Consider the following 23,370-nt stretch of genomic DNA (forward strand, 5'->3'; position numbering starts at 1 on the left):
ATTAATCTGCTATATTAGGGTTTAACCATTTCATGGCGTAATCTGTTGAGACATTACGTCGTTTGGCGTAATCTACAACCTGATCTTCTTTTATTTTTCCTAATCCGAAATATCTACTTTTTGGGTTTCCGAAATAATATCCTGAAACTGAAGAAGCCGGCCACATCGCCATACTTTCTGTTAAGGTTACTCCAATTTCTTCGGCTACATTTAAAAGCTTCCAAATCGTTGGTTTTTCCAAGTGATCAGGGCAAGCTGGATAACCCGGAGCCGGACGAATTCCTTTATAACTTTCTTTAATCAATTCTTCGTTGGTTAAAGATTCTTCGCTGTCATAACCCCAAAAATCTTTACGAACTCTCTCGTGAAGATATTCGGCGAAAGCCTCAGCAAAACGATCAGCAAGTGCTTTCACCATAATCGAATTATAATCGTCTAAATTCTTTTCATATTCCGCAGCCCATTCATCTACACCAAAACCTGTGGTTACGCAAAACGCTCCCATATAATCTTCAATTCCGCTTTCTTTTGGCAGAATAAAATCGGCTAAAGCAATGTTTGGAGCGCCTTTTGTTTTTTGCGACTGCTGACGAAGCGTTAAGAATTTCTCCAGAACTTTTCCGTTTTCATCACGCAATTCGATATCGTCATCATCCACCTGATTCGCAGGGAAAATTCCGTAAATACCTTTTGCTTTAAGTTTTTTCTCTTCTAAAATCACTTTAAGCATCGCCTGAGCATCTTTAAAAACAGATGTTGCTTGTTCGCCCACAACCTCATCGGTTAAAATTGCAGGATATTTTCCGTACAATTCCCAAGTCTGAAAAAATGGCGTCCAGTCGATATATGGAATCAAAACATCTAGTTCTATTTCAATCGTTTGTGCACCAATTACTTTTGGTTTAGTTGGCGTATATTCAGACCAATCCAATGGCAATTTGTTTTTGCGGGCATCTTCAATCGTAAGGAAGTTTTTATCTCTCGAACGATTTAAGAATGTTTCTCTAAAAGAATCGTATTCTGCACGAATATCTGCCGCATATATTTTTCGGTTATGATCTAGCAGATTTCCTGCAACGGTAACGGCTCTCGAAGCATCGTTTACGTGAATTACAGTTTCTCTATATTGAGGCGCAATTTTCACCGCGGTGTGCGCACGCGAAGTCGTCGCCCCGCCAATCATAATCGGGATTTTAATATTTTGTTTGTCTAATTCTTTTGCCAAATACACCATTTCGTCAAGCGAAGGCGTGATCAATCCGCTTAATCCAATAATATCTACTTGATGTTCAATCGCCGCCGCAATGATTTTTTCCGGAGGCACCATAACACCAAGATCTACAATCTCGTAATTGTTACAAGCTAAAACCACCGAAACGATATTTTTACCAATATCGTGAACGTCTCCTTTTACAGTTGCCATTAGGATTTTTCCATTTCCTTGTTTATCTCCTGCTTGTTTGCTTGCTTCAATAAAAGGCAATAAATAAGCCACTGCTTTTTTCATTACACGAGCCGATTTTACCACCTGAGGCAGGAACATTTTTCCGCTTCCGAATAAATCTCCAACCACATTCATTCCCGTCATTAAATTGATTTCGATAACTTCTATTGGTTTCGTTGCTGCCAAACGAGCTTCTTCTACATCTTCTTCAATAAAAGCATCGATTCCTTTTACCAACGAATGTGTAATACGATCCTGAACAGATCCTAAACGCCATTCCTGAATCGCTTTTTCATCGCTTTTTACTTCCCCTTTTACATTTTCTGCAAAATCCAGAAGTCTTTCAGTAGCATCGTCACGTCTATCTAAAATTACGTCTTCAACGTGTTCTAATAAGTCTTTCGGAATATCATCGTAAATCGTAAGCATCTCTGGATTCACGATTCCCATCGTCATTCCTTCTTTAATTGCGTGATACAAAAACACCGAGTGCATCGCTTCACGAACAACATCATTTCCTCTAAACGAGAACGAAACGTTACTCACTCCACCGCTGATATGTGCATGTGGCAAATTCTCACGAACCCATTTTGTTCCTCTAAAAAAGTCCAGAGCATTCAGGCGGTGTTCTTCCATTCCTGTTGCAACCGGGAAAATATTCAAATCGAAAATAATATCCTGCGGAGGGAATCCTACTTTGTTTACCAAAATATCATACGAACGTTGGCAGATTTCCACTCTACGATCGTAATTATCCGCCTGACCAACTTCGTCAAAAGCCATAACAATAGCAGCTGCTCCGTAACGTTTGATTAATTTGGCGTGGTGAATAAAGGCTTCTTCTCCTTCTTTTAACGAAATCGAGTTTACAACGCTTTTTCCTTGTACTACTTTTAGACCTGCTTCGATGATTTCCCATTTCGAGCTGTCGATCATAATTGGCACTCTTGAAATGTCTGGTTCTGCCGCAATTAAATTCAAAAATTTAGTCATTGCAGTAACACCATCAAGCATTCCTTCATCCATATTAATATCGATGATTTGTGCTCCTCCTTCTACTTGTTGTCTCGCAATATCAAGTGCCTCGTCATATTTCTCTTCCTTGATTAATCTTAGGAATTTTCTTGAACCTGTTACGTTTGTACGCTCACCAACATTCACGAAAACACTTTCGGGCGTAATAATCAACGGTTCTAATCCTGATAATACAAGGTCTCTTCTTTTTTCTGTCATTTCTTTTTTAAGTTACTGAGATTCTAAGATGCTTAGATTCTGAGTTTTTTTATTCTATTTCTTTCCTGCAAGGTTTTTAAAACCTTGTAGGTATTCATGTTTATTATTTTGGGCGTGCCCCTCCGGGTCGGGCTATCCGTTGCAAGTCCTCAACCAATTCCGTTTCACTACATTGGTCTGCGGGCTTTTCACTTCTATCCCTCACGCAGATCCGGTTTCAAAACACGTTTTGTGTTTCCTGTTCATTTCCATTTTGATTTTTCTAAATATCCATGAGTTACATCATCATATTCATAATATTTAGTTTTAGTAAAACCCGCTTTAACGAGTGATAAAGAATCATGTTTTACTTCCTCTTCTAAGAAAATTTCATTCTCTTCAGGTTTATTCAAATCGTATTTTACTTTATAAAACTTATTTATCTCTTTATATAAATTACTATGACGTGATCTATTTCCAATTTTTCCTAAAATTTTTCGATCTGTATAAAAATAATATCTTAAAACTTTGTCTTCTCTTGAACCTTCATTTATAGTTACTAATGCAATTGTTTCACCTTTGAAAGATTTTCTATAATCATCTTGCTGAACATTCTTATATACTTCATATATTAGTAAGCCAGCTATCATAAATAAAAAAATAGTCTTCCAATTATTCATTTCGCTTTACAATTATTTTTTGCTTTCCAAGAACAAAATTTTCTTCATTTTTAAACTTCGTGAAAATTATTCAATAACAGGCGCCACTCTCGGCTTATAATCCTTCGCAACTTCAGCCATTAATCTAATATGATCTGGAGTTGTACCACAACAACCGCCAATAATATTGATTAAATTATCATCTAAATATTCTTTAATGAAAGCCTGAGTTTGTTCTGGCGTTTCATCATATTGTCCGAATGCATTTGGCAATCCTGCGTTTGGATGCGCCGAAACATTAAAACTTGTGTTATGCGCTAATGTTTTTAAGTATGGTTTCAACAAATCGGCTCCAAGGGCGCAATTGAATCCTACGCTTAATAACGGAATATGTGAAATTGAAATCAAAAACGCTTCAACTGTTTGCCCCGAAAGTGTTCTTCCAGACGCATCTGTAATTGTTCCCGAAACCATGATTGGAATATCGATGTTGCGTTCTTCTTTTACTTCTTCAATTGCAAAAAGTGCTGCTTTTGCATTTAGTGTATCAAAAATCGTTTCTACTAAAAGTAAATCGCATCCACCATCCATTAAAGCTTCTGCTTGTTGTTTGTAAGCAATTCGTAAATCGTCAAACGTTACGGCTCTGTAACCTGGATCATTTACGTCTGGTGACATACTTGCCGTACGGTTTGTCGGTCCAATTGAACCGGCTACGAAACGAGGTTTTTCCGGATTTTTTGCGGTAAACTCATCGGCAACCTCGCGTGCGAGTTTTGCCGATTCGTAGTTTAACTCGTAAACCAAATCTTCCATATGATAATCGGCCATACCGATTGTCGTTCCCGAGAAAGTATTGGTTTCTACAATGTCAGCACCAGCTTCATAATAAGCGGCATGAACATCGCGGATCGCTTGTGGTTGTGTTAGGGATAGTAAATCGTTGTTTCCTTTTAACGGATGTGGAAAATCTTTGAAACGCTCTCCTCTGAAATCTTCTTCTGAGAAATTATAGCGCTGCAGCATTGTTCCCATTGCTCCATCAAGGATTAGGATATTTTTTTTTATTGCTTCTTGAATTGTAATTGCCATATTTTTTTGTTTTAGCTGCTAAGACGCTAAGGTTCTAAGATGCTAAGTTTTTTTTATTATGATTGTGAAGTTTAAACCTAACAGGTTTTTAAAACCTGTTAGGTTTGCTTCGGATATTTTTTTCACTTTAATTCCAAAAGTGCACTATTGCTGGCTCATTAGCCCCGATTACTTCACTTAATTTCTATTTTCATAGGAGTTCAGTGAACTCCGTTTGAAGTGGAAATCCTTTTGATTTTTTTCTTTAAAAAAGCAAAAGATTGCAACGAAAAGCGGGAACTATTGACTGCAAAAATGCGCCAATGATTCGCTCCTGATACAGAATCTGTTTCAGTAAATATTATATGTTATCGAGAAAAGTTTTGAGAAATACGAGTATGTATTTGTGTTATCTATCTTTAATACTGGAAAATGTCGTATAAAGTAGAATTTAGCACCTTCTTTATGATAAAGGGTTGCTAAGGTTTCATCGGGTCTATCCCTCCGCCTTTCGTGATAACTGACAATAATTTTAAGAACAGTGCAAAGGTATGAAATAGGGTTTCTATTTGCAAATGTTTTTTTCTAAGGTTCTGAGGTACTTAGGTGCTAAGGTTTTATCTTTTACGTGATTTAGCCTCCAGAGGAGCATAATATTTATAGAAAAAAGACAAGCACAACACAAGAGCTCCAGCGGAGCGAAATATATTTCGCTCCGCTGGAGCTCTTGCCCAAACGAATAATTTCTTTTCTATAAATATGTCATCCCTCTGGGATTAATAAAAAAGCTAAAACTGTTTTTCTAATATAGCCCGTGGTTTCAACCACGGGAAACGTATTGTGATAATCCGTTTTGTTTTTGTTATCATGTAAATTGATTGTGCGTTGTGTCTATATGTTGTGTTCCAGTGGTTGAAACCACTGGCTATGTTTGAATATGTTTTATATAAAAAAAGCTCAAACTAAAAGTTTGAGCTTTCTATATAAAAATCTTAGCACCTTAGTCCCTTAGAACCTCAGCACCTTCGATTAAACAATCGCCTTCACAACCGCTTTTGGAGCTTCTTTACGAGTTCCGTCGAAACCGTCTACACCAGAAACTGTTGTATATTTCAATACATATTTTTTACCTGGATTGATGATTCCGTATGCAGCTTGGCACATTAAAGTTGCTTCGTGGAAACCACAAAGGATTAACTTTAATTTTCCTGGGTATGTATTTACGTCTCCAATAGCGAAGATTCCCGGAATGTTAGTTTGGTAATCTAATGCATTGTTTACTTTAATTGCATTTTTCTCGATTTCTAATCCCCAGTCTCCAATTGGACCTAATTTTGGTGTTAATCCGAAAAGCGGGATGAAATAATCGCATTCGATTTTACGGTGTGCGCCGTTTTCTTCGATATCTAGTGACTCAACGTGCTCAGCACCATTGATTCCGATAACTTCTGCTGGTGTAATTAGTTTAATTTTTCCAGCTGATTTTAATTCCTGTACTTTTTCTACAGAATCTAAAGCTCCTCTGAATTCGTTTCTTCTGTGGATTAAAGTTACTTCTGAAGCTACATTTGCCAAGAAGATACTCCAATCTAATGCTGAATCTCCTCCTCCTGCAATAACAACTCTTTTATCTCTGAATTTCTCAGGATTTTTGATGAAGTATTTTACTCCTTTATCTTCATAAAACTCGATATCTTCGATAAGTGGTTTACGAGGCTCAAAACTTCCTAAACCTCCAGCGATTGCGATAACTGGTGCGTGGAATTTAGTTCCTTTGTTTGATGTTACGATGAAAGATCCGTCTTCTTGCTTTTCAACTGTTTCAGCACGTTCTCCTAAAGTAAAACCTGGTTCAAATTGTTTGATTTGCTCCATTAATCCGTCAACTAAATCTCCGGCTAATACTTCTGGAAATCCAGGAATATCATAAATTGGCTTTTTTGGATATAACTCTGATAGCTGTCCTCCTGGTTGTGGAAGAGCATCTAAAATGTGGCATTTTAATTTTAACAATCCTGCCTCGAATACGGCAAATAAACCTGTTGGGCCTGCTCCAATTATAAGTATATCTGTTTTAATCATTATGTTGTTGTTTATAATCATTCTTAATAACGCAAAGAAACGAATAAATCCTTGTACTTTCAATGATTTTTATCATTAATTTCTTTCCGAAACTTTTTTACTCTTTATTTTTTAATGAATCGGTTATCTCATTCATTCGTTTAACCTTTTCTTCAAAATTGCCTTTTAAGGTTTTTCGATATTCGTTCAGATTCTCAACCATTTGGTTGATATCCTCAGGAATTACTTCTTCAAAAAACTCCCGAAGCCTTTTGGCTGTTGTTGGTGATTTTCCGTTGGTTGAAATAGCAATTTTTACATTTCCTTTTGTTACGATTCCGCCCAAATAATAATCACATAAATCTGGTGTATCGGCTATATTGCAAATCAAATAACGTTTTCTCGCCAAATCGTAAACCTTTTTATTTACTTTCAAATCGTCTGTACAGGCAATTACCATGTGACGTTTTTTAAGCATTTTCTTTTTGAACTTTTTTTCCGTCAATTTAATCGAAGGATATTTTTCGGCCAGAACTTTTATTTCTAAATGAAATTCTTTTGCCACTACCTCAACATTTGCATTCGGACTTGATTTTAGCAAGAAAGAAAGCTTTTCCAGACCTACATTTCCTCCGCCTACAATCAAAACATTTAAATTGTGAAGCTTTAGAAATATCGGATATAATTCGTTTTGTTCCATTTTAATTTAATTTCATCTAAACAAAATTAGATGATTTACCAACGAATTGTTCCTAACGGAACATATAATTATTTTAATGAATGGTTTCTTTTGATAGAAATTCTTCGTAAAATCCTTTTAGTTTATTGCTTTCGCGGACAACCTCGCCTAAAACAATAATGGCTGGTGAACCTAATCCTTTTTCTTTTACAACTTCTAAAATTGAATCAACTGTTCCTACACCCACTTTTTCTTCTGTTGTTGTTCCGTTTTGGATGATCGCAACGGGTAAATTTCCTTTATCTTCTTTTTGAAACAAATTGATTATTTGTGGCAATTTGTGCATTCCCATCAAAATCACAACAGTTGCAGAAGATTGTGCAGCCAAAGCTACATCTGACGATAATTTTCTATCAGAAGTTGTTCCGGTAATAGCCCAAAAGCTTTCTGAAATGCCTCGTTTTGTAATCGAAATTCCCTGACTTGCGGGAACGGCAACTACCGATGAAATTCCTGGAACAACAATGGTTTCAATTCCGAAACTTTCAGCAAAATCAATTTCTTCTCCGCCTCTTCCGAAAATAAATGGATCTCCACCTTTTAATCGAACTACGTTTCCGTAAGTCAAAGCATTATCTACAATCAATTGATTGATTTGATCCTGCGTGTAAGCATGATTTCCGATTCTTTTACCAACAAAAATTCGGATGGCATTTTTTGGTGCGTAATCCAGAATTTCTTCATTGGCCAATGCGTCGTATAAAACCACATTTGCTTCAGCCAATGCTTTTACAGCTTTTAGCGTCAGTAAATCGGGATCGCCCGGACCTGCACCGACTAAAGTTATTTTGGATTTTATATTATGCATTTGCTAATTCCTGTGCTCTGAAAGTTTCGATTTTGTCAAAGAAAACTGTTGCTTGTGCAATGTAACCTTTAGCGAAAGCTTCAGATGGTTCATTTTTATTGATTTGGTAAACCAAGTCTTTAAAAGTTGAGTTTAATTCGATTTTACTAGTGTCGATGAAAACAGTATCAAATAAATCTACAATTCCTGCGTGGTGGTTTGTTTTTTGGTTTTCAGCCAATAATAATGCTTTTGCTCCATTTACAAATCCTGCATAAGCATGATAGATTGCATCTGACCATTTTTTCTCGTCGAAAGATTCTTGAGCCAAAATCAATTTCTCTTTCGCTTCAAACAATAATGTCGCCACTAAATCGATCACAACTCCGGCACATTCTCCAACTCCAACTGCTTTTACGTAATTGTCTGCATTACCCCAATCTACAAAATCAGCTTCTGTTAAATTGGTTACGTCTGCGAAAGGTTTTAAGATTTCATAGAAATATTTCTCTCCTTTTGTATCATAATAATCTAGGAATTTTTGTCCGCTTCCGTTAGCATCAAAATCATTTAAGATGGTACGCAATGCATCTGGACCTCTACGGCTAGGCACTTTGATTACTTTATCAGCAAAACGCCCTGCTCCATTTCCTAATCTTCCTCCTCCTAATAAAACCTGCAAAGCCGGAGCAACGAGTTTACCTGAGTTGATAGACATTCCTTGGAATCCAATTGCAGACATATTATGTTGTCCGCAAGCATTCATGCAGCCTGAAATTTTAATTTCGATTTCGCGGTTGTTTAAATACTGAGGATATTCTGCCGTTAAAACTCTTTCTAATTCTTCTGCAATACCGGTACTACTTGCAATCCCCAAATTACAAGTATCAGTACCCGGACATGCCGTAATATCTCCAACTGAATTATATCCTAATTGAACAAAATCCAACTTGGCTAATTCTTGGTAAAAGAATGGTAAATTCTCTTCTTTTACGTGACGTATTACAATATTTTGACGCAATGAAAAACGTAATTCATTTGCTGCGTAATTTTTAATTAAAGCGGCTAATAATCTGGCTTTATCAGTATAAAAATCACCTAATAAAACTTTGATTCCAATAGCATAATAACCGTCTTGTTTCTGCTTGATTACATTCGATTTTTTCCAAGCTTCATAAGCTTCTGTATCTTCGATTGTAACTTGCGGAACTTCTAATAATGGTTCTGGAATTGGACTATCAAAAGCTGTTGTATCAATTTCGTATGTTTCAAACGCGATGGCTTTTTTCTCTTGTTCAACCAAATCAAGAAAAGCATCTTTCCCCATTTCTTTGATTAAGAATTTCATACGCGCTTTCATTCTTTTTGCACGTTCTCCGTATCTATCGAAAATACGGATGATTCCTTCTGCTGTTGGGATGATTTCGTTTACGGGAACAAACTCTGAAAGCAACTCAGCATGTGCTGGCTGAGATCCTAAACCTCCACCAAACATGATTTTGAAACCTTTTTGTCCGTCTTTAATTTTTGGAATAAATCCTAAATCGTGTAAATAACTCAAAGCTGTATCTTCGTCTGAAGAAGAGAACGAAATTTTGAATTTACGTCCCATTTCCTGACAGATTGGGTTTCTTAACAAATATTGAAAAAGTCCGTGTGCATAAGGCGAAACATCAAACGGTTCGTTTACGTCTACACCTGCTAATTCGCTTCCTGTAATATTTCTTACTGTGTTTCCACAAGCTTCACGAAGTGTAATATCGTCTTTAGCCAAATCTGCCCAAAGTTCTGGTGTTCTGTCTAAACTCACGTAGTGAATCTGGATATCCTGACGTGTTGTAATATGCAAACGTCCTGTAGAATATTCATCAGAAACCTGCGTGATACGCACCAATTGCTCGCTGGTTACTTTACCATAAGGCAATTTGATACGAATCATCTGAACGCCTTCCTGACGCTGACCATAAATTCCACGCGCTAAACGAAGACTACGAAAACGCTCATCATCAATTTTTCCTCCACGGAATAAGTGAATCTTTTTTTCTAATTCGATAATCTCCTTCTGAACTACCGGATTTTCTATTTCTGTTCTAAAACTTTCCATTTTCTTTTTCTTGCTTTAGGCTTTAAGCTGTAGGCTATAAGCTTTTTAAACTTTGTGTCTTCAATCTTTTAAGCTTAAGGCTTATTGCTTAAAGCTTATAGCAGGTTTACCTAATAAATCCTACTCCTGCTGTTGTGTTAGTTGCTGTATCAATTAAGATGAAAGCTCCGTTTGATTTGTTTTCGTTGTATGAATCAAAATATAACGGTTTGCTTAATTTGATCGTTACTTCTCCAATTTCGTTTATTGACAATTGTGAAGCTTCTGTCGTTCCCGAGTAATCTGTTGCAATTGTATTTTTGATGCTTTCTACTTTTGCTAAAACTCTATTTGTATTGTGTTGTACCAAATATTTAGTTCCTGGAACCAATTTCTTGCTGTCCATCCAACAAACTGTTGTGGTAATATCTTTTTCAATTTTTGGAAGCTCTGATGATTTTACAATCATATCACCTCTCGTTACATTGATATCATTTTCTAATTCGATTGTGATCGAAGAACCTGCAACGGCTTCGTCAAATGTTTTATCGAAAAAGTAAATTTTAGATACTTTAGATTCTGTTAAAGAAGGAAGAACTGTTACAGCATCTCCAACTTTGATTGAGTTTCCGTATAATTTTCCTGCGTAACCTCTGAAATCGTGGTATTCTTCAGTTTTTGGACGAATCACAGTCTGAACCGGGAAACGTGCTTTTCCTGCTTCAAAAACATCATGAGCATGCAATCCTTCTAAATGTTCCAATACCGTTTGTCCGTCATACCAAGGCATATTTTCAGATTTGTCAACAACATTTCCACCGTTGATTGCACTTAACGGAATGTAACTTACGTTTTGTTCCTTGAAAGTACTTTTTGCATTTAATGCCTGAAAATCTGCTTTGATTTTATTGAAAACTTCTTCAGAATAATCAACTAAATCCATTTTGTTAATCGCAACGATTACTTCTTTTACTCTCAATAAATTATTGATAAAAAAGTGACGGTAAGTCTGCTCGATAACTCCTTTTCTAGCATCAATTAAAATAATAGAAACCTGAGAAGTAGAAGCTCCTGTAACCATGTTTCTTGTATATTCTACGTGACCCGGAGTATCGGCAATAATGTAACTTTTCTTTGCAGTCGAAAAATAAATATGAGCAACATCAATCGTGATTCCTTGTTCTCTTTCCGCCACTAAACCATCAGTTGCCAAAGAAAAATCAAGATAATCGTATCCTTTTTGTTTACTGCTTTTTTCGATTGCTTCTATCTTATCAGTCGTCAATGATTTTGTGTCATACAATAATCTCCCGATCAAAGTACTTTTTCCGTCATCTACACTTCCTGCTGTTGCTATTTTTAAAACGTCCATCTTATATATTGTTTCAGGTTTAAAGTTTCATGTTTCATGTTCTCTCGAAACTTATAAAACTGTATGTTTTTGTTTTCTTGATTTTTACTTTTAAAATTCCGTTCCGAATTGCATTAACAATTAACAATTCATAATTAACAATTATTAAAAGTATCCTTGTTGTTTTCTCTTTTCCATTGCAGCTTCAGAACGTTTATCATCGATTCTGGCTCCTCTTTCAGAAATGGTTGATGATCTGATTTCTCCAACTACTTCTTCGATTGTTGCTGCGTAAGATTCAACAGCTGCTGTACAGCTCATATCTCCAACGGTTCTGAAGCGAACAATTCTTTCTTCGATTTGTTCGTCTTCTTCTTGGTACACAAAAGGAGAATGCGACCAGATTAAACCGTCTCTCAAAAAAACTTTTCTTTTATGTGAGAAGTAGATTGATGGAATCTCGATGTGTTCTTTCTCGATATAGCTCCAAACATCTAATTCTGTCCAGTTTGAAATTGGGAAAACACGAACGTTTTGTCCATTTTCGATTTTTCCATTTAAAATATCAAACAACTCAGGTCTCTGATTTTTTTCGTCCCATTGTCCGAAATCATCACGAACAGAGAAAATACGTTCTTTTGCTCTTGCTTTTTCTTCATCACGACGTGCACCACCAATACAAGCGTCAAACTTAAATTCTTCAATTGCATCCAAAAGCGTTGTAGTCTGCAAGCTGTTACGGCTTGAATATTTTCCAGTTTCTTCAACCACTTTTCCTTCATCAATAGCATCCTGAACATTACGAACGATTAGCTCTAAACCTAATTCTTCTACCAATTTATCTCTGAAAGCAATTGTTTCAGGGAAATTGTGTCCCGTATCAACGTGTAATAGAGGAAACGGAATCTTAGCAGGGAAAAATGCTTTTTGCGCCAAACGCACTAATGTGATAGAATCTTTTCCTCCTGAGAAAAGTAAAACCGGTTTGTCAAACTGTGAAATTACTTCTCTGAAAATGTATATCGCTTCACTCTCTAAAGCGTTTGTTTTTAATACTGAACTCATTGTTTTTTTGTTTGATATTTTGTTTGTGAAAAATTTTGTTTCAGGTTTCATGTTTAAAGTTTCAAGTTGCCTGATCTAAAAATCTCCACTCTTTATTCTATAATCTATATCCTATTCTCTGCGAAAGTCTCGCCTCTTTCTTCTTGCTTCTATCTACTCTTTCTTAGCACTATGAAGTCCGCACTCTTTATGGCTTGATTCCCACCACCATCTTCCGGCTCTTATATCTTCTCCAGGAAAAATTGCTCTCGTACACGGTGCGCATCCAATACTTACGAAACCTTGTTTGTGTAAAGCGTTTTGCGGAACATTGTTTTCGGATAAATACGTTTCAACTTCTTCTAAAGTCCATTTTAGTAACGGATTGAATTTGATAATTTCGAAGTTTCCGTCGTATTCAAACAGATTTAAATCATGTCTGTTTTCTGATTGTTCTGCTCTTAAACCCGTAATCCAAACTGAGTTTCCTGCCAAAGCTTTTCTTAATGGAACCACTTTTCGAATAAAACAGCACTCTTTTCTGTTTTCAACCGAATCGTAAAAGCTATTTGGCCCTTTTGTTTTCAGAAGATTTTCTACTGAAGCAGCTTCTGGGAAAAAAACTTCGATTGGTCTTTTGTATTTTTTTAATGTTTTATGAAAAACATCGTAAGTTTCCTGAAATAATCTTCCAGTGTCTAAAGTAAACACGGTAATATCAGTATTGCTTTTTGCAATAAAATCAGTAATTACCTGATCTTCCTGACCGAAAGATGTCGAAAAAATTACTTTTCCCGGAAATTCTTTTGCTAAAAAAACTAAGGTTTCGTCAAGCGAAAGAGCTGCAGTTTTTTCTAATAATTCTTGTACAATAATCGCACTCATAAATCTCTCCTTTCTAAAATTATCTTTTACAATAATTTAGATAATGTTTTTAAACTCAATATTATAATTAGAACTCCAACCGCAACCATCATTGGTTTTCTTTTGATTCTATTTACCAAATAAGCTGCTATTGGCGCTGAAATAACTCCTCCTAAAATCAATCCGATAATTATCTGCCAGCCGTGAATTCCGCCAAAAAGCATGAAAGTAATTCCGCTTGCAAACGAAATGGCAAACTCAGCCGCATTTACAGACCCAATGGTATATTTCGGGTTTCTTCCTCTTCCTAATAATGTTGAAGTCACAATTGGCCCCCAACCTCCTCCTCCAACAGAATCCATGAAACCTCCAAACACTGCTAATACGCCTAGTTTCTTAGTTTTCTTTTTAACAACACTTTTTCTCAAAGCTTTTCTGATAATTACAACTGCCAGAATAATCATGTAAACCGCAATAAAAGGCTTAATAATATCTCCGTCAATAACATCTGATAATAAATAAGCTCCTGTAATTGATCCTAAAACTCCGGGAATCAATAAATGTTTGACTAGTTTTTTATTGATGTTTCCAAAACGGTGGTGCGAAAGCGCCGATGCTCCGGTTGTAAACATTTCTGAAACGTGAACTGCCGTACTGCTCAAAACTGGCGAAACTCCATAAGCCAATAAAAATGACGTAGAAGTTGCTCCATATCCCATCCCTAAAGCACCATCTACCAATTGAGCAAAAGCACCAATTAAAAAAAACGCTAAAAGATTTTCATCAAATCCCTGAACAAAACCATCCCACGAAAATTCAGCGTGATGATTATAAATTAATGTAACTGCCAAACCTAACAATAAAACAACAGGTATTACAACCCACAATTTTTCCTTTAATAAAGAATCAGACTTTACTATCGTGTTGTTTAACTTAAGTTCATTTTCCATATTTTAAGAATTGTTTTTGTTCTTAAAAATCCATTACCCTATCGGCTTAGTAGATTACTTTGCAAAAGTACTATATATTTCGAAATATCAAAACAATATATTTACTTTTTTACATAAGCTATCCTCTTATAAACCAAGTTAAAAGAGATTTAAAAAAGAATTAGTGATTATTTTAACAAATTAAATGCTGCCTCTTATTATTTTAACAACATGATCCCATTTTGTGATCCACAAAAATACACATTTAATCTCTACAAAATCTATAGGATAATTATAAAATTGTTATTATTTTAGCGGCAAATAATTTTTCATGGATTTTCAGATCGGTCTTGTAATAGCAGGTTTAGCAGTTGGTTTTATTGTTGGGTTAACAGGTGTTGGAGGAGGCTCTTTAATGACTCCTATTTTATTATATTTCGGCATTTCTCCAACAACCGCAGTAGGAACCGATTTACTATACGCTGCTTTTACCAAAGCTGGAGGAATATTTGTACACAATAAAAAAGGGAACATCAACTGGAAAATCACGGGCTGGCTGACTTTAGGAAGCGTTCCCGCTGCTTTAGTAACTTTATGGATTTTACATAGCATTAAAACCGATATAGAAACTATAAATCGAGTTATTAAGTACAGTTTAGGATGGGCTTTACTGTTTACTTCTATAGCGATAATATTCAAAAAGAAACTTTTAGTTTTTTCTCAAAAGCATGCTGGAGATAAATTTCATAGTGAAAGCACTACACAAAACATGCTTACCATTGGAATTGGAGTTTTACTAGGAGCAACCGTAACCTTAACTTCTATTGGCGCTGGAGCATTGGGCACCGTGACTTTATTTTTCCTTTATCCATTATTACCAACTCCTCGTTTAGTCGGAACCGAAATTGCACACGCTGTTCCTTTAACTTTAGTAGCTGGAATTGGCCATGCTTCAATGGGAAATTTAGATATAGGTTTATTGGGTCAATTATTAATGGGATCGCTTCCTGGAATCTATATGGGAAGTATGCTAAGCGGAAAAGTGCCTGACCAGTTTCTTAGAAATGCAATTGCAGTAATGCTTTTCTTAGCGGGATATAAATTGATTTTTTAAAAACATTAGATAAAAACAAAAAAGACCATTTCAAATTTAGAAATGGTCTTTTTTTATATGAACTAACTAATTCTTAAAACGCAATATCTGCTAAAGAATTACTTTCTAATATTTTAAGTGTATTATCACGCACTTCTGTCATTAAACGTCTAGCAGCACAAGTTGATTCATCATCGCAATCATCGCATCTTTCATAAAAATTATGACTCGCGCAAGGCAATAAAGCAATTGGCCCCTCAAGAATACGGTACACTTTGGCCATACTGATATCTTTTGGATCTTTTATCAGATAATAACCTCCGCCTTTTCCTTTTTTAGCACCTAGGAAACCTGAGTTTCTTAACAGCAGTAAAATACTTTCTAAAAATTTTATCGAAATATGTTCGCTTTTCGCAATTTCAGCTATTTGTACCGGTTCATTATTCTCACGTCTGGCTAAATAAGTTAAAGCTTTAATTCCGTATTTTGTTTTCTTTGAAAGCACTAATGTAAAATTTTGACTGCAGAATTTAATTTCAAATCAAACTCTTGCAAATTATTGAATAACAAAAGTATGCTTTTTGTTTGAACTATCACAAAGAATAAAGTTAAATTCTACTAAATCTATCAGATTACTTCCTTTTTACCAATTAAATCTAAAGAATAAAAATTTTCCATATCTTGTTCTAAATCTTTTTTCTCCACAACGTAGGTTTTAGAAAACGAATCATGCCAAAATCTTGCTGATTTACTTAAAAAAGATAATGCCTCAAAAGGAATTAAACGACATAAAGTTCTAATAAAAATAATCTTGAAACTTGGTTTTAGCCCATTTTCATCCACCACAACACTTCCTGTAACAATTTTTCCAATTGTTCTTCCAAAAAGACTTTCCAAAAACAAATAATAAATCGTTGCAAAAGAAAGATATGTTCCTACTACTCCAAGGCTTATCATGATTTCTACCCAAGCGCTATAAATGTCCCATTGAAAAACATTTCCTATAATTACAACGAAAAATGAAAAAACAAATATGAAAACTGAAATAAAAACAAAATCAATAATGCCATTAAAAAAACGATCACGATCAGACGTTAACAATTTCTTTCCCAGCACATATGTAGAATTAGCCATTTTTTGCTTTAATTATTTAATATTCTAGATTCACAAAAATATGTCTTTCGCAGCATTAATTACAAAAAATTACTACAAAAAAGAAAAGCAATCTCTTTTTCCTTATATAAAAGATGATCTCGATTTTCAATAGTTTGATTTGAAATTTTTAAGTCCAAAAACCACTCCTCATTAGGCTTATTCAAATCTTTTTCACCATAATAAAGTTTGACTTTACAATTAGGCATTTCAGTTTCAAAACGCAATCTTGTAGAAGAAACAGCCACGAATTCTGTAATCTTTAAGCCTTTTAGAGAAGCTTTCCACGCAATAGTTCCGCCAATGCTAAAACCTAAAACGGCAACTTTTTCTTTTTCAAAAGCCAACAAATTAACTACTGCTTTTTCAAGTCCTCCATTTAAAAATTGATTATGAATTTTGACTTCAGTATTTATTGAGTTCATCTGAGCTAATTCTAAAACATCATAATATTGAATATCATATTTAACTTCCAATATTTTGATGTAATACTCAACCCATTTAGGATTACCTCCAAACAAATCTGATAACAAAAGCAATCTTGGTTTTTTCATGTTATGGATCTAGTTTTAAAAGCAATTTTCTTTATATGAAAAAGGGCTATTTTAGAAAAAATAGCCCTTCAAAAGTATTATATTTTATTTTAAGCCAATGCTTGCTTCAAATCTGCAATTACATCTTCAACAGTTTCCAAACCAACAGAAACACGAACCAAACCTTGTGTGATTCCAACTGCTAATTGATCTTCTTCAGATAACTTGCTGTGCGTTGTAGAAGCTGGATGCGTAACAATTGTTCTTGTATCTCCAATATTTGCTGATAACGAACAAAGTTGAATTGAGTTCAAGAATTTTCTTCCCGCTTCGATTCCGCCTTTAATTTCAAATGCGATGATGTTTCCACCCGCTTTCATTTGCTTTTTAGCAATTTCGTATTGCGGATGCGATTTCAAGAACGGGTATTTTACGCTGTTTACATTTGGGTGGCTTTCTAAAAATTCAGCTACTTTTAAAGCATTTTCGCAGTGTCTATCCACACGAACTGCTAATGTTTCTAAACTTTTTGAAAGAACCCACGCATTAAACGGTGATAAAGCCGGACCTGTATTTCTTGAAAATAAATAAATCTGTCTGATTAACTCTGCATCTCCAACTGTAACTCCACCTAAAACACGTCCTTGTCCGTCAATTAATTTTGTTGCAGAATGGATAACCAAATGTGCTCCAAATTTAATTGGCTGCTGCAAATATGGTGTTGCAAAACAGTTGTCGATCACTAAAATCAAGTTGTGTTTTTTAGCAATATTTCCTAACAATTCTAAGTCAATTACGTCAACTCCAGGATTTGTCGGAGATTCGGCATATAAAATTTTTGTGTTTGGCTTAATGAAACTTTCGATTGTTTCTGGCTTATTGATTTCGAAATAAGAAGTTTCGATATTCCATTTTGGAAAATAAGTCATAAACAAAGCGTGAGTAGAACCAAAAACACTGCTTGCAGAAACAATATGATCTCCAGAATTTAACAAAGCTGCAAAAGTAGAATATACTGCTGCCATTCCTGTTGCAAAAGCATAACCAGACTCAGCCCCTTCCATTTTACAGATCTTATCTACAAACTCCGAAGTGTTTGGATTACTGAAACGGCTATAGATATTTCTTTCTTTTTCTTCTGTAAAAGAAGCTCTCATATCTTCAGCATCTTCAAAAACGAAGCTTGACGAAAGGTACAAAGGCACCGAATGTTCTAAATATTGTGATCTCTCTAATTGTGTTCTAATGGCTTGTGTTTCAAAACCAAATTCTTCTGTATTCATTGTGTGTTGTTTTGTTTTTTTGTTTCAGGTTTCAAGTTTTAAGTTTCAAGTTTTCCAACGAGGCAAAAGAAATCTAAAAACCTAAACCAAAACGAGTCTATTATTCAACTCAATCCAAGAATTATCTAATTCCCTAATTGACTAATTATCTAATTTATAAAGCTTCGTTGTTCAAGACAACTTTGTATTTAATTGTCGCCGTTGGTTCAACTGTTTTGGCAACTGAACAGTATTTCTCGAAAGAAAGTTGTGCTGCTTTTTTGGCTTTTTCCGGGTTGATTTCTCCTTCTAAATAAAAAACCACATCTATTTCTTTGAAAGGTTTTGCTTCTTCGATTTGAACTCGTGTTCCTTCAACCTCAGCATTAAAAGAAGTGATTTCCTGACGCTGTTTTTTTAAGATAGAAATCATATCAATAGCGCTGCATCCTGCAACTCCCATTAATACCAATTCCATTGGGCTTGCACCTAAATCGCTTCCGCCAAATTCGGCTCTGCTATCAACGTCAACTACGTGTCCGCGTTCATTTTTTACTTTAAAATGAAATGCGTCATTTACTCTGTTTAAACTTACTTTCATTGTGTTGTTATTTTTTTTTTGTTTTTTATTCTATTCAATTTTGTCATTTCGACTGAAAGGAGAAATCGCACTAGAAATTCCGCAAAGAATATCGCCAATCTTTGTCGAGTTCCGAGTGTGATTTCTCGTTCCTCGAAATGACAAACTAGGCTTGCAAATCTTAAATCTAAAATCTTCAATCTAAAATCTAAAATCGTCTTATCCTTTATCAGACAATCTCAAAATATCTCCGAAAACTCCTCTTGCTGTTACTGCAGAACCTGCACCGGCTCCCTGAATAACGATTGGACGATCTCCGTATGATTCTGTATAAATTTCGAAGAAAGAATCAGAACCTTTTAATCCACCTAATGCAGTATCTTTTGGTACTGAAACTAATTTGACTTCTAGATTTCCTTTGTCATTCTGCAAATCTCCAGACAATTCACCAATATATCTTAAAACGTGATTTGGCTGTTGCTCTGCTTTTATTTTAGCGTAAATTGGATCGAATTCTTTCAATTTCGTCAAGAAATCGGCAGCACTTCCTTCACGTAAGTGCTCTGGAATTAAATTCTGAATTGAGATTTCTTCAAATTCATTTTGCAAATCTAATTCTCTAGCTAAAATTAATAATTTTCTACCAACGTCATTTCCGCATAAATCCTCACGCGGATCTGGTTCTGTGTATCCGTTATCAATTGCTTCTTGCAAGATTTCGCTAAAAGGAGCATCTTTCGCAGAGAAATTATTGAATAAATAACTTAATGTTCCAGAGAAAACCCCTTTAATTTTTGTGATATTTTCTCCCGAAAGGTGTAATAATTTAATGGTATCAATTAACGGTAATCCTGCCCCCACATTGGTTTCGTATAAGTAATTCTTTTGGTTTTCTGCCAAAGCTTTTCTCAATTCTTTATAGAAACCATACGTCAAAGTATTAGCTACTTTATTCGAAGAAATCAAATCGAAACTACTTTCTACAAGCGGAATATAATTCTCAACGAAAGTTGCACTTGCTGTATTATCAATTGCAATTAAGTTCTCTAAATGATGTTCGTTTGCGTAAGCAATAATATCTTTAATCGTGTAAGCTTCGCCTTTTGTTTGAATATCGTTTTTCCAGTTATCTGTAACACCGTATTTGTTCAAAAGCAGTTTTTTAGAATTCGCTATAGCGAAAACATTCAACTTAATATCTTTACGTTTTTCGATTGCTGCAGCCGATTCTAAAATTTGATTAATCAAAGTTCCTCCTACTAGTCCATGACCAAAAATGGCAATGTTGATCTTTTTCGAAACTCCAAAAATCTCTCCGTGAATTACGTTTAAAGCTTTATTTAATTCTTCTTTTTTAACAACCAAACTCACGTTTTTACCTGTTACGGTGTTGTTAAACAAAATCGGAACAATTTTATTTTTGATTAAAGCCGTGTACGGTTTATGGAAAGTGCTCAAATCCTGACCAATAATCGAAATTACCGATACATTATCTGTTACCGTAATCTGATTTACGTCTTTAGAATAGAAGTCATTTTCGAATTCTTTTTCCAATTCGACCATTGCAAGAGTAGCTTTTTCTGTTGCCACAACCAATCCGATTCCTCTTTCTGAAGAACCTTGCGAAATGATACTCACACTGATATTGTGATCTCCCATTACTTTAAAAATTCGAGCATCAACTCCTGCTTTTCCAAGTAATCCGCGTCCTTCAAGATTTACAAGAGAGACATTTTCTAAAACAGAAAGCGTTTTAATTCCTTCTTTAGAAGAATCAGATGTAATTAAAGTTCCACGGTTTTCGTGATTGAAAGTATTTAAAATACGAAGCGGAATATTCTTTTCTAACAAAGGAATAATTGTCTTCGCATGAAGAATCGTTGCACCAAAATTTGCCAGCTCATTTGCTTCATTGAAAGATAAATATTCAATCTTCTTAGCATCGGCAACCAAATCTGGATTTGCCGTATAGATTCCGTCTACGTGCGTGAAGTTTTGTAATTCTTCTGCATTTAAATAATTTGCGATTAACGAAGCGGTATAGTTACTGCCATTTCTACCTAAAGTAGTTGTGTCGTTGTTGTTGTTTGAGCCAATGAAGCCTGTAACTATATTAACCGTTTCGCCGTTATGTTCTTTAAAATAATTGACTACGTTTTTCTTTGAAAGCTGTTCTAAAGGCTGTGCATCACCAAATTTAGAATCGGTTTTCAACAATTCTCTTGTATCTACAAAATTGGCTGGAATTCCTTTTTCCAATAAAATAGCCGTTAATAATTTAGCCGAAAGTAATTCTCCTTTTGATAAAATCTGATCTTTGATTTTTTTGCTGTAATCGCCAATTAAACTTACGCCTTCAAAAAGTTTGTCTAAGACACCAAATTCCTCCGATAAATCTACATTCGGATAATCTGATATTTGATATTTTTTAAAATTCTCTAATAATTCCTTGTAACTGCCGTTTTTAGCAGCAATGCTCAAAATAAACTCTAATTCGTCTGTAGCATTTCCGCGTGCAGAAACTACAACGGCAATTTTTTCACCTTGACTTACTTTATCAGAAATGATTGAAACAACTTTGTTAAGTCCTTCTCCGTTTGCTAACGATTTACCTCCAAATTTTAATACTTTCATTTTATTTCTTTATTGTTTCTGCCTTAAAAATGTCGGCAAGTAAATGATCTAATTGTTTGTACTCGATTAAAAAAGCGTCATGTCCGTGAACCGAATCAATTTCGCTATAGAAAACATTATCTTTAAACTTCTTCAATTCTTCGTAGGTTTCTACGTTTTCTTTTGCTGTAAAAAACAAATCCGAATTGATTCCGATAATATGAATTGAAGCTTTTGTTTTAGACAATAAATTTTCAAAACTTTCACTATTTCTAGTAATATCAATTGTTTTAAGCAACTGATTCATTAATTTATAAGAAGACAATTGGAATCTTTTCTGCAATTTTTTTCCGTGATGTGCCAGCCAGCTTTCGATATTAAAAATCAAAAGATCTTGGTTGATCGTGCGCTGAAATTTTTCTTTGAAAGATTCTGGAGAACGGTAACAAAGCATTGCATGTATTCTGGCATCTTCAATTGGTTTTGAAGAATTATTGAGAATTTGCTCTTGTAAAAAGCAATTTGCAATAAGCCAATCAGTCGATTTCCAGTCGCTCGCAATCGGAATAAGGTTTTCTGTTATATTTGGCGCTAAAGCTAAAATTTCCCAAGCAATTCCGCCACCAACAGAACCTCCAATAACCACAAAAAGTTTTTCGATATTTAACGCTTTTACACCTTCGATAAAGATTTTGGCAATGTCTCTAGCCGTAAAATCTAAATAGTTGTCAATTAAAAAAGAATTGCTTCCGTTTCCTGGAATATCGAAAGCTAGAATGGTATAAACAGCAGTATCAATGGTTTTACCTTTACCAATTAAGTCATTCCACCAGCCATTTTCGCCAGTAACTTGCGAATTTCCAGTTAAAGCATGATTAACCAAAACAATAGGCGCGCTGTGCAAAGGTTGCCCTGCCAGCGTAAAACTTAATGGTATAGCATGATAAGTTGCACCACTTTCTGTGATGAAATCTTGAATTATAATGGGATTTGGTATATTTTCCAATTTCAAATCTGTTGTATTATTGATTTGTATATGGAAATATTAGAAAGAAAAACTAGGTTTAACTAGAAAAAATCTTGTTGTTATCTTTCCACGTTTGGCGTGGTAGAATGTAGCACCTTCTTCGCTTTACCGAAGGGTTGCTAAGGCTTCATTGGGTCTAATCCCTCGTCCTTTCTTTATAACATTTCAATACGTGTTTGAACTTAACGAGTGCAAATTAACTACTAATTTCGCTAACAAACAAATTTTATCTAAAAGTGTTTGTTAAATTTCTGTGACATACCTTAGCAAAAACTATTATACGCAAAAATTTACCGAACAAAAATGCCCAGTAAAATTAAGCAGGTTTTCACCTAGTTTATGATGCTTTTCCGTTTAGATAAAAAGCGTTTCATTTTCTTTTGAATACATCAAAAACAATAAAGAGTTTGGTGCTTTTTTCTCAGCACTTTTATCTTCCTCTGTCATTCCGAATCTTGGGTGAGCCAATTCGTTTGTTGGCGGTGGATTACTATTTTTTGTCCTTCTATTTTTCAATTTAGAAATTTTTTCTGCGAAGTAGTTCAATTTGCTCATGATATTAAGTTTTAGTTAAGTTGTGTTTTATAATCTTTATTTCTCGTTTATCTTTTTGTTAATTCGTTTTACCGAATAAAAAAACCCTTTTGGATTTTTAGATACCAAAAGGGTTTAAGTTTTTACACTCAGTATGCTTTTAGTATCAACAGACGTATGCGCAAATAACCGCGACAGTAAACATCTTGTTCATCTGTAAGGATTTATTCATCTGTGATTTATATTGTATTTTAAAATTTTGCATTTCTGTTAAATTAAAAAGCCTCCTAATATTTCTATCGGAGGCTCTTACTATATTGTTATTGTATTCT

20 protein-coding genes and 2 riboswitches are annotated in these 23,370 nt (G+C 34.8%); of the genes, 1 reads left to right on the top strand and 19 read right to left on the bottom strand.

All coding sequences use genetic code 11. The features are described 5' to 3' along the window. Nucleotide 1: 1 nt before the first annotated feature. The 11 genes from metH to NCC77_RS02735 form a co-directional block, all read right to left on the bottom strand. On the bottom strand, nt 2-2,677 hold the full coding sequence (metH, locus tag NCC77_RS02685; protein WP_250834249.1) for a methionine synthase: 2,676 nt from the start codon (nt 2,675-2,677) through the stop codon (nt 2-4). A 242-nt stretch (nt 2,678-2,919) separates the two neighbouring features. Continuing rightward, a complete protein-coding gene (locus tag NCC77_RS02690; RefSeq protein ID WP_250834250.1) occupies nt 2,920-3,336 on the bottom strand; it encodes a hypothetical protein in 417 nt (138 codons plus the stop codon). A 66-nt stretch (nt 3,337-3,402) separates the two neighbouring features. Beyond that, on the bottom strand, nt 3,403-4,407 hold the full coding sequence (locus NCC77_RS02695; protein ID WP_250834251.1) for a homocysteine S-methyltransferase family protein: 1,005 nt from the start codon (nt 4,405-4,407) through the stop codon (nt 3,403-3,405). 385 nt (nt 4,408-4,792) lie between these two features. Further along, nucleotides 4,793-4,909: riboswitch (SAM riboswitch) on the bottom strand. Nucleotides 4,910-5,415: 506 nt separating this feature from the next. Next, nucleotides 5,416-6,468 carry an NAD(P)/FAD-dependent oxidoreductase gene (locus NCC77_RS02700; RefSeq protein ID WP_250834252.1) on the bottom strand — a complete coding sequence of 351 codons (1,053 nt, stop codon included), beginning with the start codon at nt 6,466-6,468 and terminating at the stop codon, nt 5,416-5,418. 97 nt (nt 6,469-6,565) lie between these two features. Next, complete coding sequence (locus NCC77_RS02705) at nt 6,566-7,147, bottom strand: precorrin-2 dehydrogenase/sirohydrochlorin ferrochelatase family protein (protein WP_250834253.1); 582 nt, start codon at nt 7,145-7,147, stop codon at nt 6,566-6,568. Nucleotides 7,148-7,220: 73 nt separating this feature from the next. Further along, nucleotides 7,221-7,994: a uroporphyrinogen-III C-methyltransferase gene (gene cobA, locus NCC77_RS02710; protein WP_250834254.1), complete on the bottom strand. Its 774-nt coding sequence runs from the start codon at nt 7,992-7,994 to the stop codon at nt 7,221-7,223. After that, on the bottom strand, nt 7,987-10,077 hold the full coding sequence (locus NCC77_RS02715) for a HEPN domain-containing protein (protein ID WP_250834255.1): 2,091 nt from the start codon (nt 10,075-10,077) through the stop codon (nt 7,987-7,989). Before NCC77_RS02715 ends, cobA begins: the two co-directional genes overlap by 8 nt. A 106-nt stretch (nt 10,078-10,183) precedes the next feature. Further along, the gene (locus NCC77_RS02720; RefSeq protein WP_250834256.1) at nt 10,184-11,428 is read right to left on the bottom strand and encodes a sulfate adenylyltransferase subunit 1; all 1,245 of its coding nucleotides are present in this window, start codon (nt 11,426-11,428) and stop codon (nt 10,184-10,186) included. A gap of 144 nt (nt 11,429-11,572) precedes the next feature. Then, complete coding sequence (gene cysD / locus NCC77_RS02725; protein WP_017497285.1) at nt 11,573-12,472, bottom strand: sulfate adenylyltransferase subunit CysD; 900 nt, start codon at nt 12,470-12,472, stop codon at nt 11,573-11,575. 153 nt (nt 12,473-12,625) lie between these two features. Beyond that, nucleotides 12,626-13,336, bottom strand: a complete 711-nt coding sequence (locus tag NCC77_RS02730) for a phosphoadenylyl-sulfate reductase (protein WP_250834257.1) — start codon at nt 13,334-13,336, stop codon at nt 12,626-12,628. A 26-nt stretch (nt 13,337-13,362) separates the two neighbouring features. Next, nucleotides 13,363-14,265, bottom strand: a complete 903-nt coding sequence (locus NCC77_RS02735; RefSeq protein ID WP_250834258.1) for a sulfite exporter TauE/SafE family protein — start codon at nt 14,263-14,265, stop codon at nt 13,363-13,365. Nucleotides 14,266-14,575: 310 nt separating this feature from the next. Here NCC77_RS02735 and NCC77_RS02740 point away from each other — a divergent pair, with 310 nt between their 5' ends. After that, on the top strand, nt 14,576-15,358 hold the full coding sequence (locus NCC77_RS02740; RefSeq protein WP_250834259.1) for a sulfite exporter TauE/SafE family protein: 783 nt from the start codon (nt 14,576-14,578) through the stop codon (nt 15,356-15,358). Nucleotides 15,359-15,431: 73 nt separating this feature from the next. On the opposite strand, the gene NCC77_RS02745 is transcribed toward NCC77_RS02740, so the two are convergent. From NCC77_RS02745 to NCC77_RS02780, 8 genes are all read right to left on the bottom strand, one after another. Continuing rightward, nucleotides 15,432-15,842, bottom strand: a complete 411-nt coding sequence (locus NCC77_RS02745) for an RrF2 family transcriptional regulator (RefSeq protein ID WP_008466594.1) — start codon at nt 15,840-15,842, stop codon at nt 15,432-15,434. 122 nt (nt 15,843-15,964) lie between these two features. After that, nucleotides 15,965-16,471, bottom strand: a complete 507-nt coding sequence (locus NCC77_RS02750; protein WP_250834260.1) for an RDD family protein — start codon at nt 16,469-16,471, stop codon at nt 15,965-15,967. 59 nt (nt 16,472-16,530) lie between these two features. Further along, nucleotides 16,531-17,043, bottom strand: a complete 513-nt coding sequence (locus NCC77_RS02755) for a dienelactone hydrolase family protein (RefSeq protein ID WP_250834261.1) — start codon at nt 17,041-17,043, stop codon at nt 16,531-16,533. An 89-nt stretch (nt 17,044-17,132) separates the two neighbouring features. After that, nucleotides 17,133-18,305: a trans-sulfuration enzyme family protein gene (locus NCC77_RS02760; RefSeq protein WP_250834262.1), complete on the bottom strand. Its 1,173-nt coding sequence runs from the start codon at nt 18,303-18,305 to the stop codon at nt 17,133-17,135. 154 nt (nt 18,306-18,459) lie between these two features. Further along, nucleotides 18,460-18,885, bottom strand: coding sequence for an OsmC family protein (locus NCC77_RS02765; RefSeq protein WP_095928071.1), 426 nt, complete (start codon nt 18,883-18,885; stop codon nt 18,460-18,462). A 198-nt stretch (nt 18,886-19,083) separates the two neighbouring features. Then, a complete protein-coding gene (gene thrA / locus NCC77_RS02770) occupies nt 19,084-21,498 on the bottom strand; it encodes a bifunctional aspartate kinase/homoserine dehydrogenase I (RefSeq protein ID WP_250834263.1) in 2,415 nt (804 codons plus the stop codon). Between the two features lies 1 nt (nt 21,499). Then, nucleotides 21,500-22,483: an alpha/beta fold hydrolase gene (locus NCC77_RS02775; protein ID WP_250834264.1), complete on the bottom strand. Its 984-nt coding sequence runs from the start codon at nt 22,481-22,483 to the stop codon at nt 21,500-21,502. 77 nt (nt 22,484-22,560) lie between these two features. After that, nucleotides 22,561-22,668: riboswitch (SAM riboswitch) on the bottom strand. Between the two features lie 190 nt (nt 22,669-22,858). Next, nucleotides 22,859-23,059, bottom strand: a complete 201-nt coding sequence (locus NCC77_RS02780; RefSeq protein ID WP_250834265.1) for a hypothetical protein — start codon at nt 23,057-23,059, stop codon at nt 22,859-22,861. Between the last annotated feature and the right edge of the window lie 311 nt (nt 23,060-23,370).

The sequence above is a fragment of the Flavobacterium tyrosinilyticum genome, assembly GCF_023656565.1.
GTDB lineage: Bacteria > Bacteroidota > Bacteroidia > Flavobacteriales > Flavobacteriaceae > Flavobacterium > Flavobacterium tyrosinilyticum.

What these genes read in the sequence shown, in the direction of transcription:
- NCC77_RS02695 (WP_250834251.1), bottom strand. Translation starts at nt 4,407, where the DNA reads ATGGCAATTACAATTCAAGAAGCAATAAAAAAAAATATCCTAATCCTT.
- NCC77_RS02700 (WP_250834252.1), bottom strand. Translation starts at nt 6,468, where the DNA reads ATGATTAAAACAGATATACTTATAATTGGAGCAGGCCCAACAGGTTTA.
- NCC77_RS02705 (WP_250834253.1), bottom strand. Translation starts at nt 7,147, where the DNA reads ATGGAACAAAACGAATTATATCCGATATTTCTAAAGCTTCACAATTTA.
- cobA (WP_250834254.1), bottom strand. Translation starts at nt 7,994, where the DNA reads ATGCATAATATAAAATCCAAAATAACTTTAGTCGGTGCAGGTCCGGGC.
- NCC77_RS02740 (WP_250834259.1), top strand. Translation starts at nt 14,576, where the DNA reads ATGGATTTTCAGATCGGTCTTGTAATAGCAGGTTTAGCAGTTGGTTTT.
- cysD (WP_017497285.1), bottom strand. Translation starts at nt 12,472, where the DNA reads ATGAGTTCAGTATTAAAAACAAACGCTTTAGAGAGTGAAGCGATATAC.
- NCC77_RS02720 (WP_250834256.1), bottom strand. Translation starts at nt 11,428, where the DNA reads ATGGACGTTTTAAAAATAGCAACAGCAGGAAGTGTAGATGACGGAAAA.
- NCC77_RS02760 (WP_250834262.1), bottom strand. Translation starts at nt 18,305, where the DNA reads ATGAATACAGAAGAATTTGGTTTTGAAACACAAGCCATTAGAACACAA.
- NCC77_RS02765 (WP_095928071.1), bottom strand. Translation starts at nt 18,885, where the DNA reads ATGAAAGTAAGTTTAAACAGAGTAAATGACGCATTTCATTTTAAAGTA.
- NCC77_RS02780 (WP_250834265.1), bottom strand. Translation starts at nt 23,059, where the DNA reads ATGAGCAAATTGAACTACTTCGCAGAAAAAATTTCTAAATTGAAAAAT.
- metH (WP_250834249.1), bottom strand. Translation starts at nt 2,677, where the DNA reads ATGACAGAAAAAAGAAGAGACCTTGTATTATCAGGATTAGAACCGTTG.
- NCC77_RS02750 (WP_250834260.1), bottom strand. Translation starts at nt 16,471, where the DNA reads ATGGCTAATTCTACATATGTGCTGGGAAAGAAATTGTTAACGTCTGAT.
- NCC77_RS02735 (WP_250834258.1), bottom strand. Translation starts at nt 14,265, where the DNA reads ATGGAAAATGAACTTAAGTTAAACAACACGATAGTAAAGTCTGATTCT.
- NCC77_RS02715 (WP_250834255.1), bottom strand. Translation starts at nt 10,077, where the DNA reads ATGGAAAGTTTTAGAACAGAAATAGAAAATCCGGTAGTTCAGAAGGAG.
- NCC77_RS02690 (WP_250834250.1), bottom strand. Translation starts at nt 3,336, where the DNA reads ATGAATAATTGGAAGACTATTTTTTTATTTATGATAGCTGGCTTACTA.
- NCC77_RS02730 (WP_250834257.1), bottom strand. Translation starts at nt 13,336, where the DNA reads ATGAGTGCGATTATTGTACAAGAATTATTAGAAAAAACTGCAGCTCTT.
- thrA (WP_250834263.1), bottom strand. Translation starts at nt 21,498, where the DNA reads ATGAAAGTATTAAAATTTGGAGGTAAATCGTTAGCAAACGGAGAAGGA.
- NCC77_RS02755 (WP_250834261.1), bottom strand. Translation starts at nt 17,043, where the DNA reads ATGAAAAAACCAAGATTGCTTTTGTTATCAGATTTGTTTGGAGGTAAT.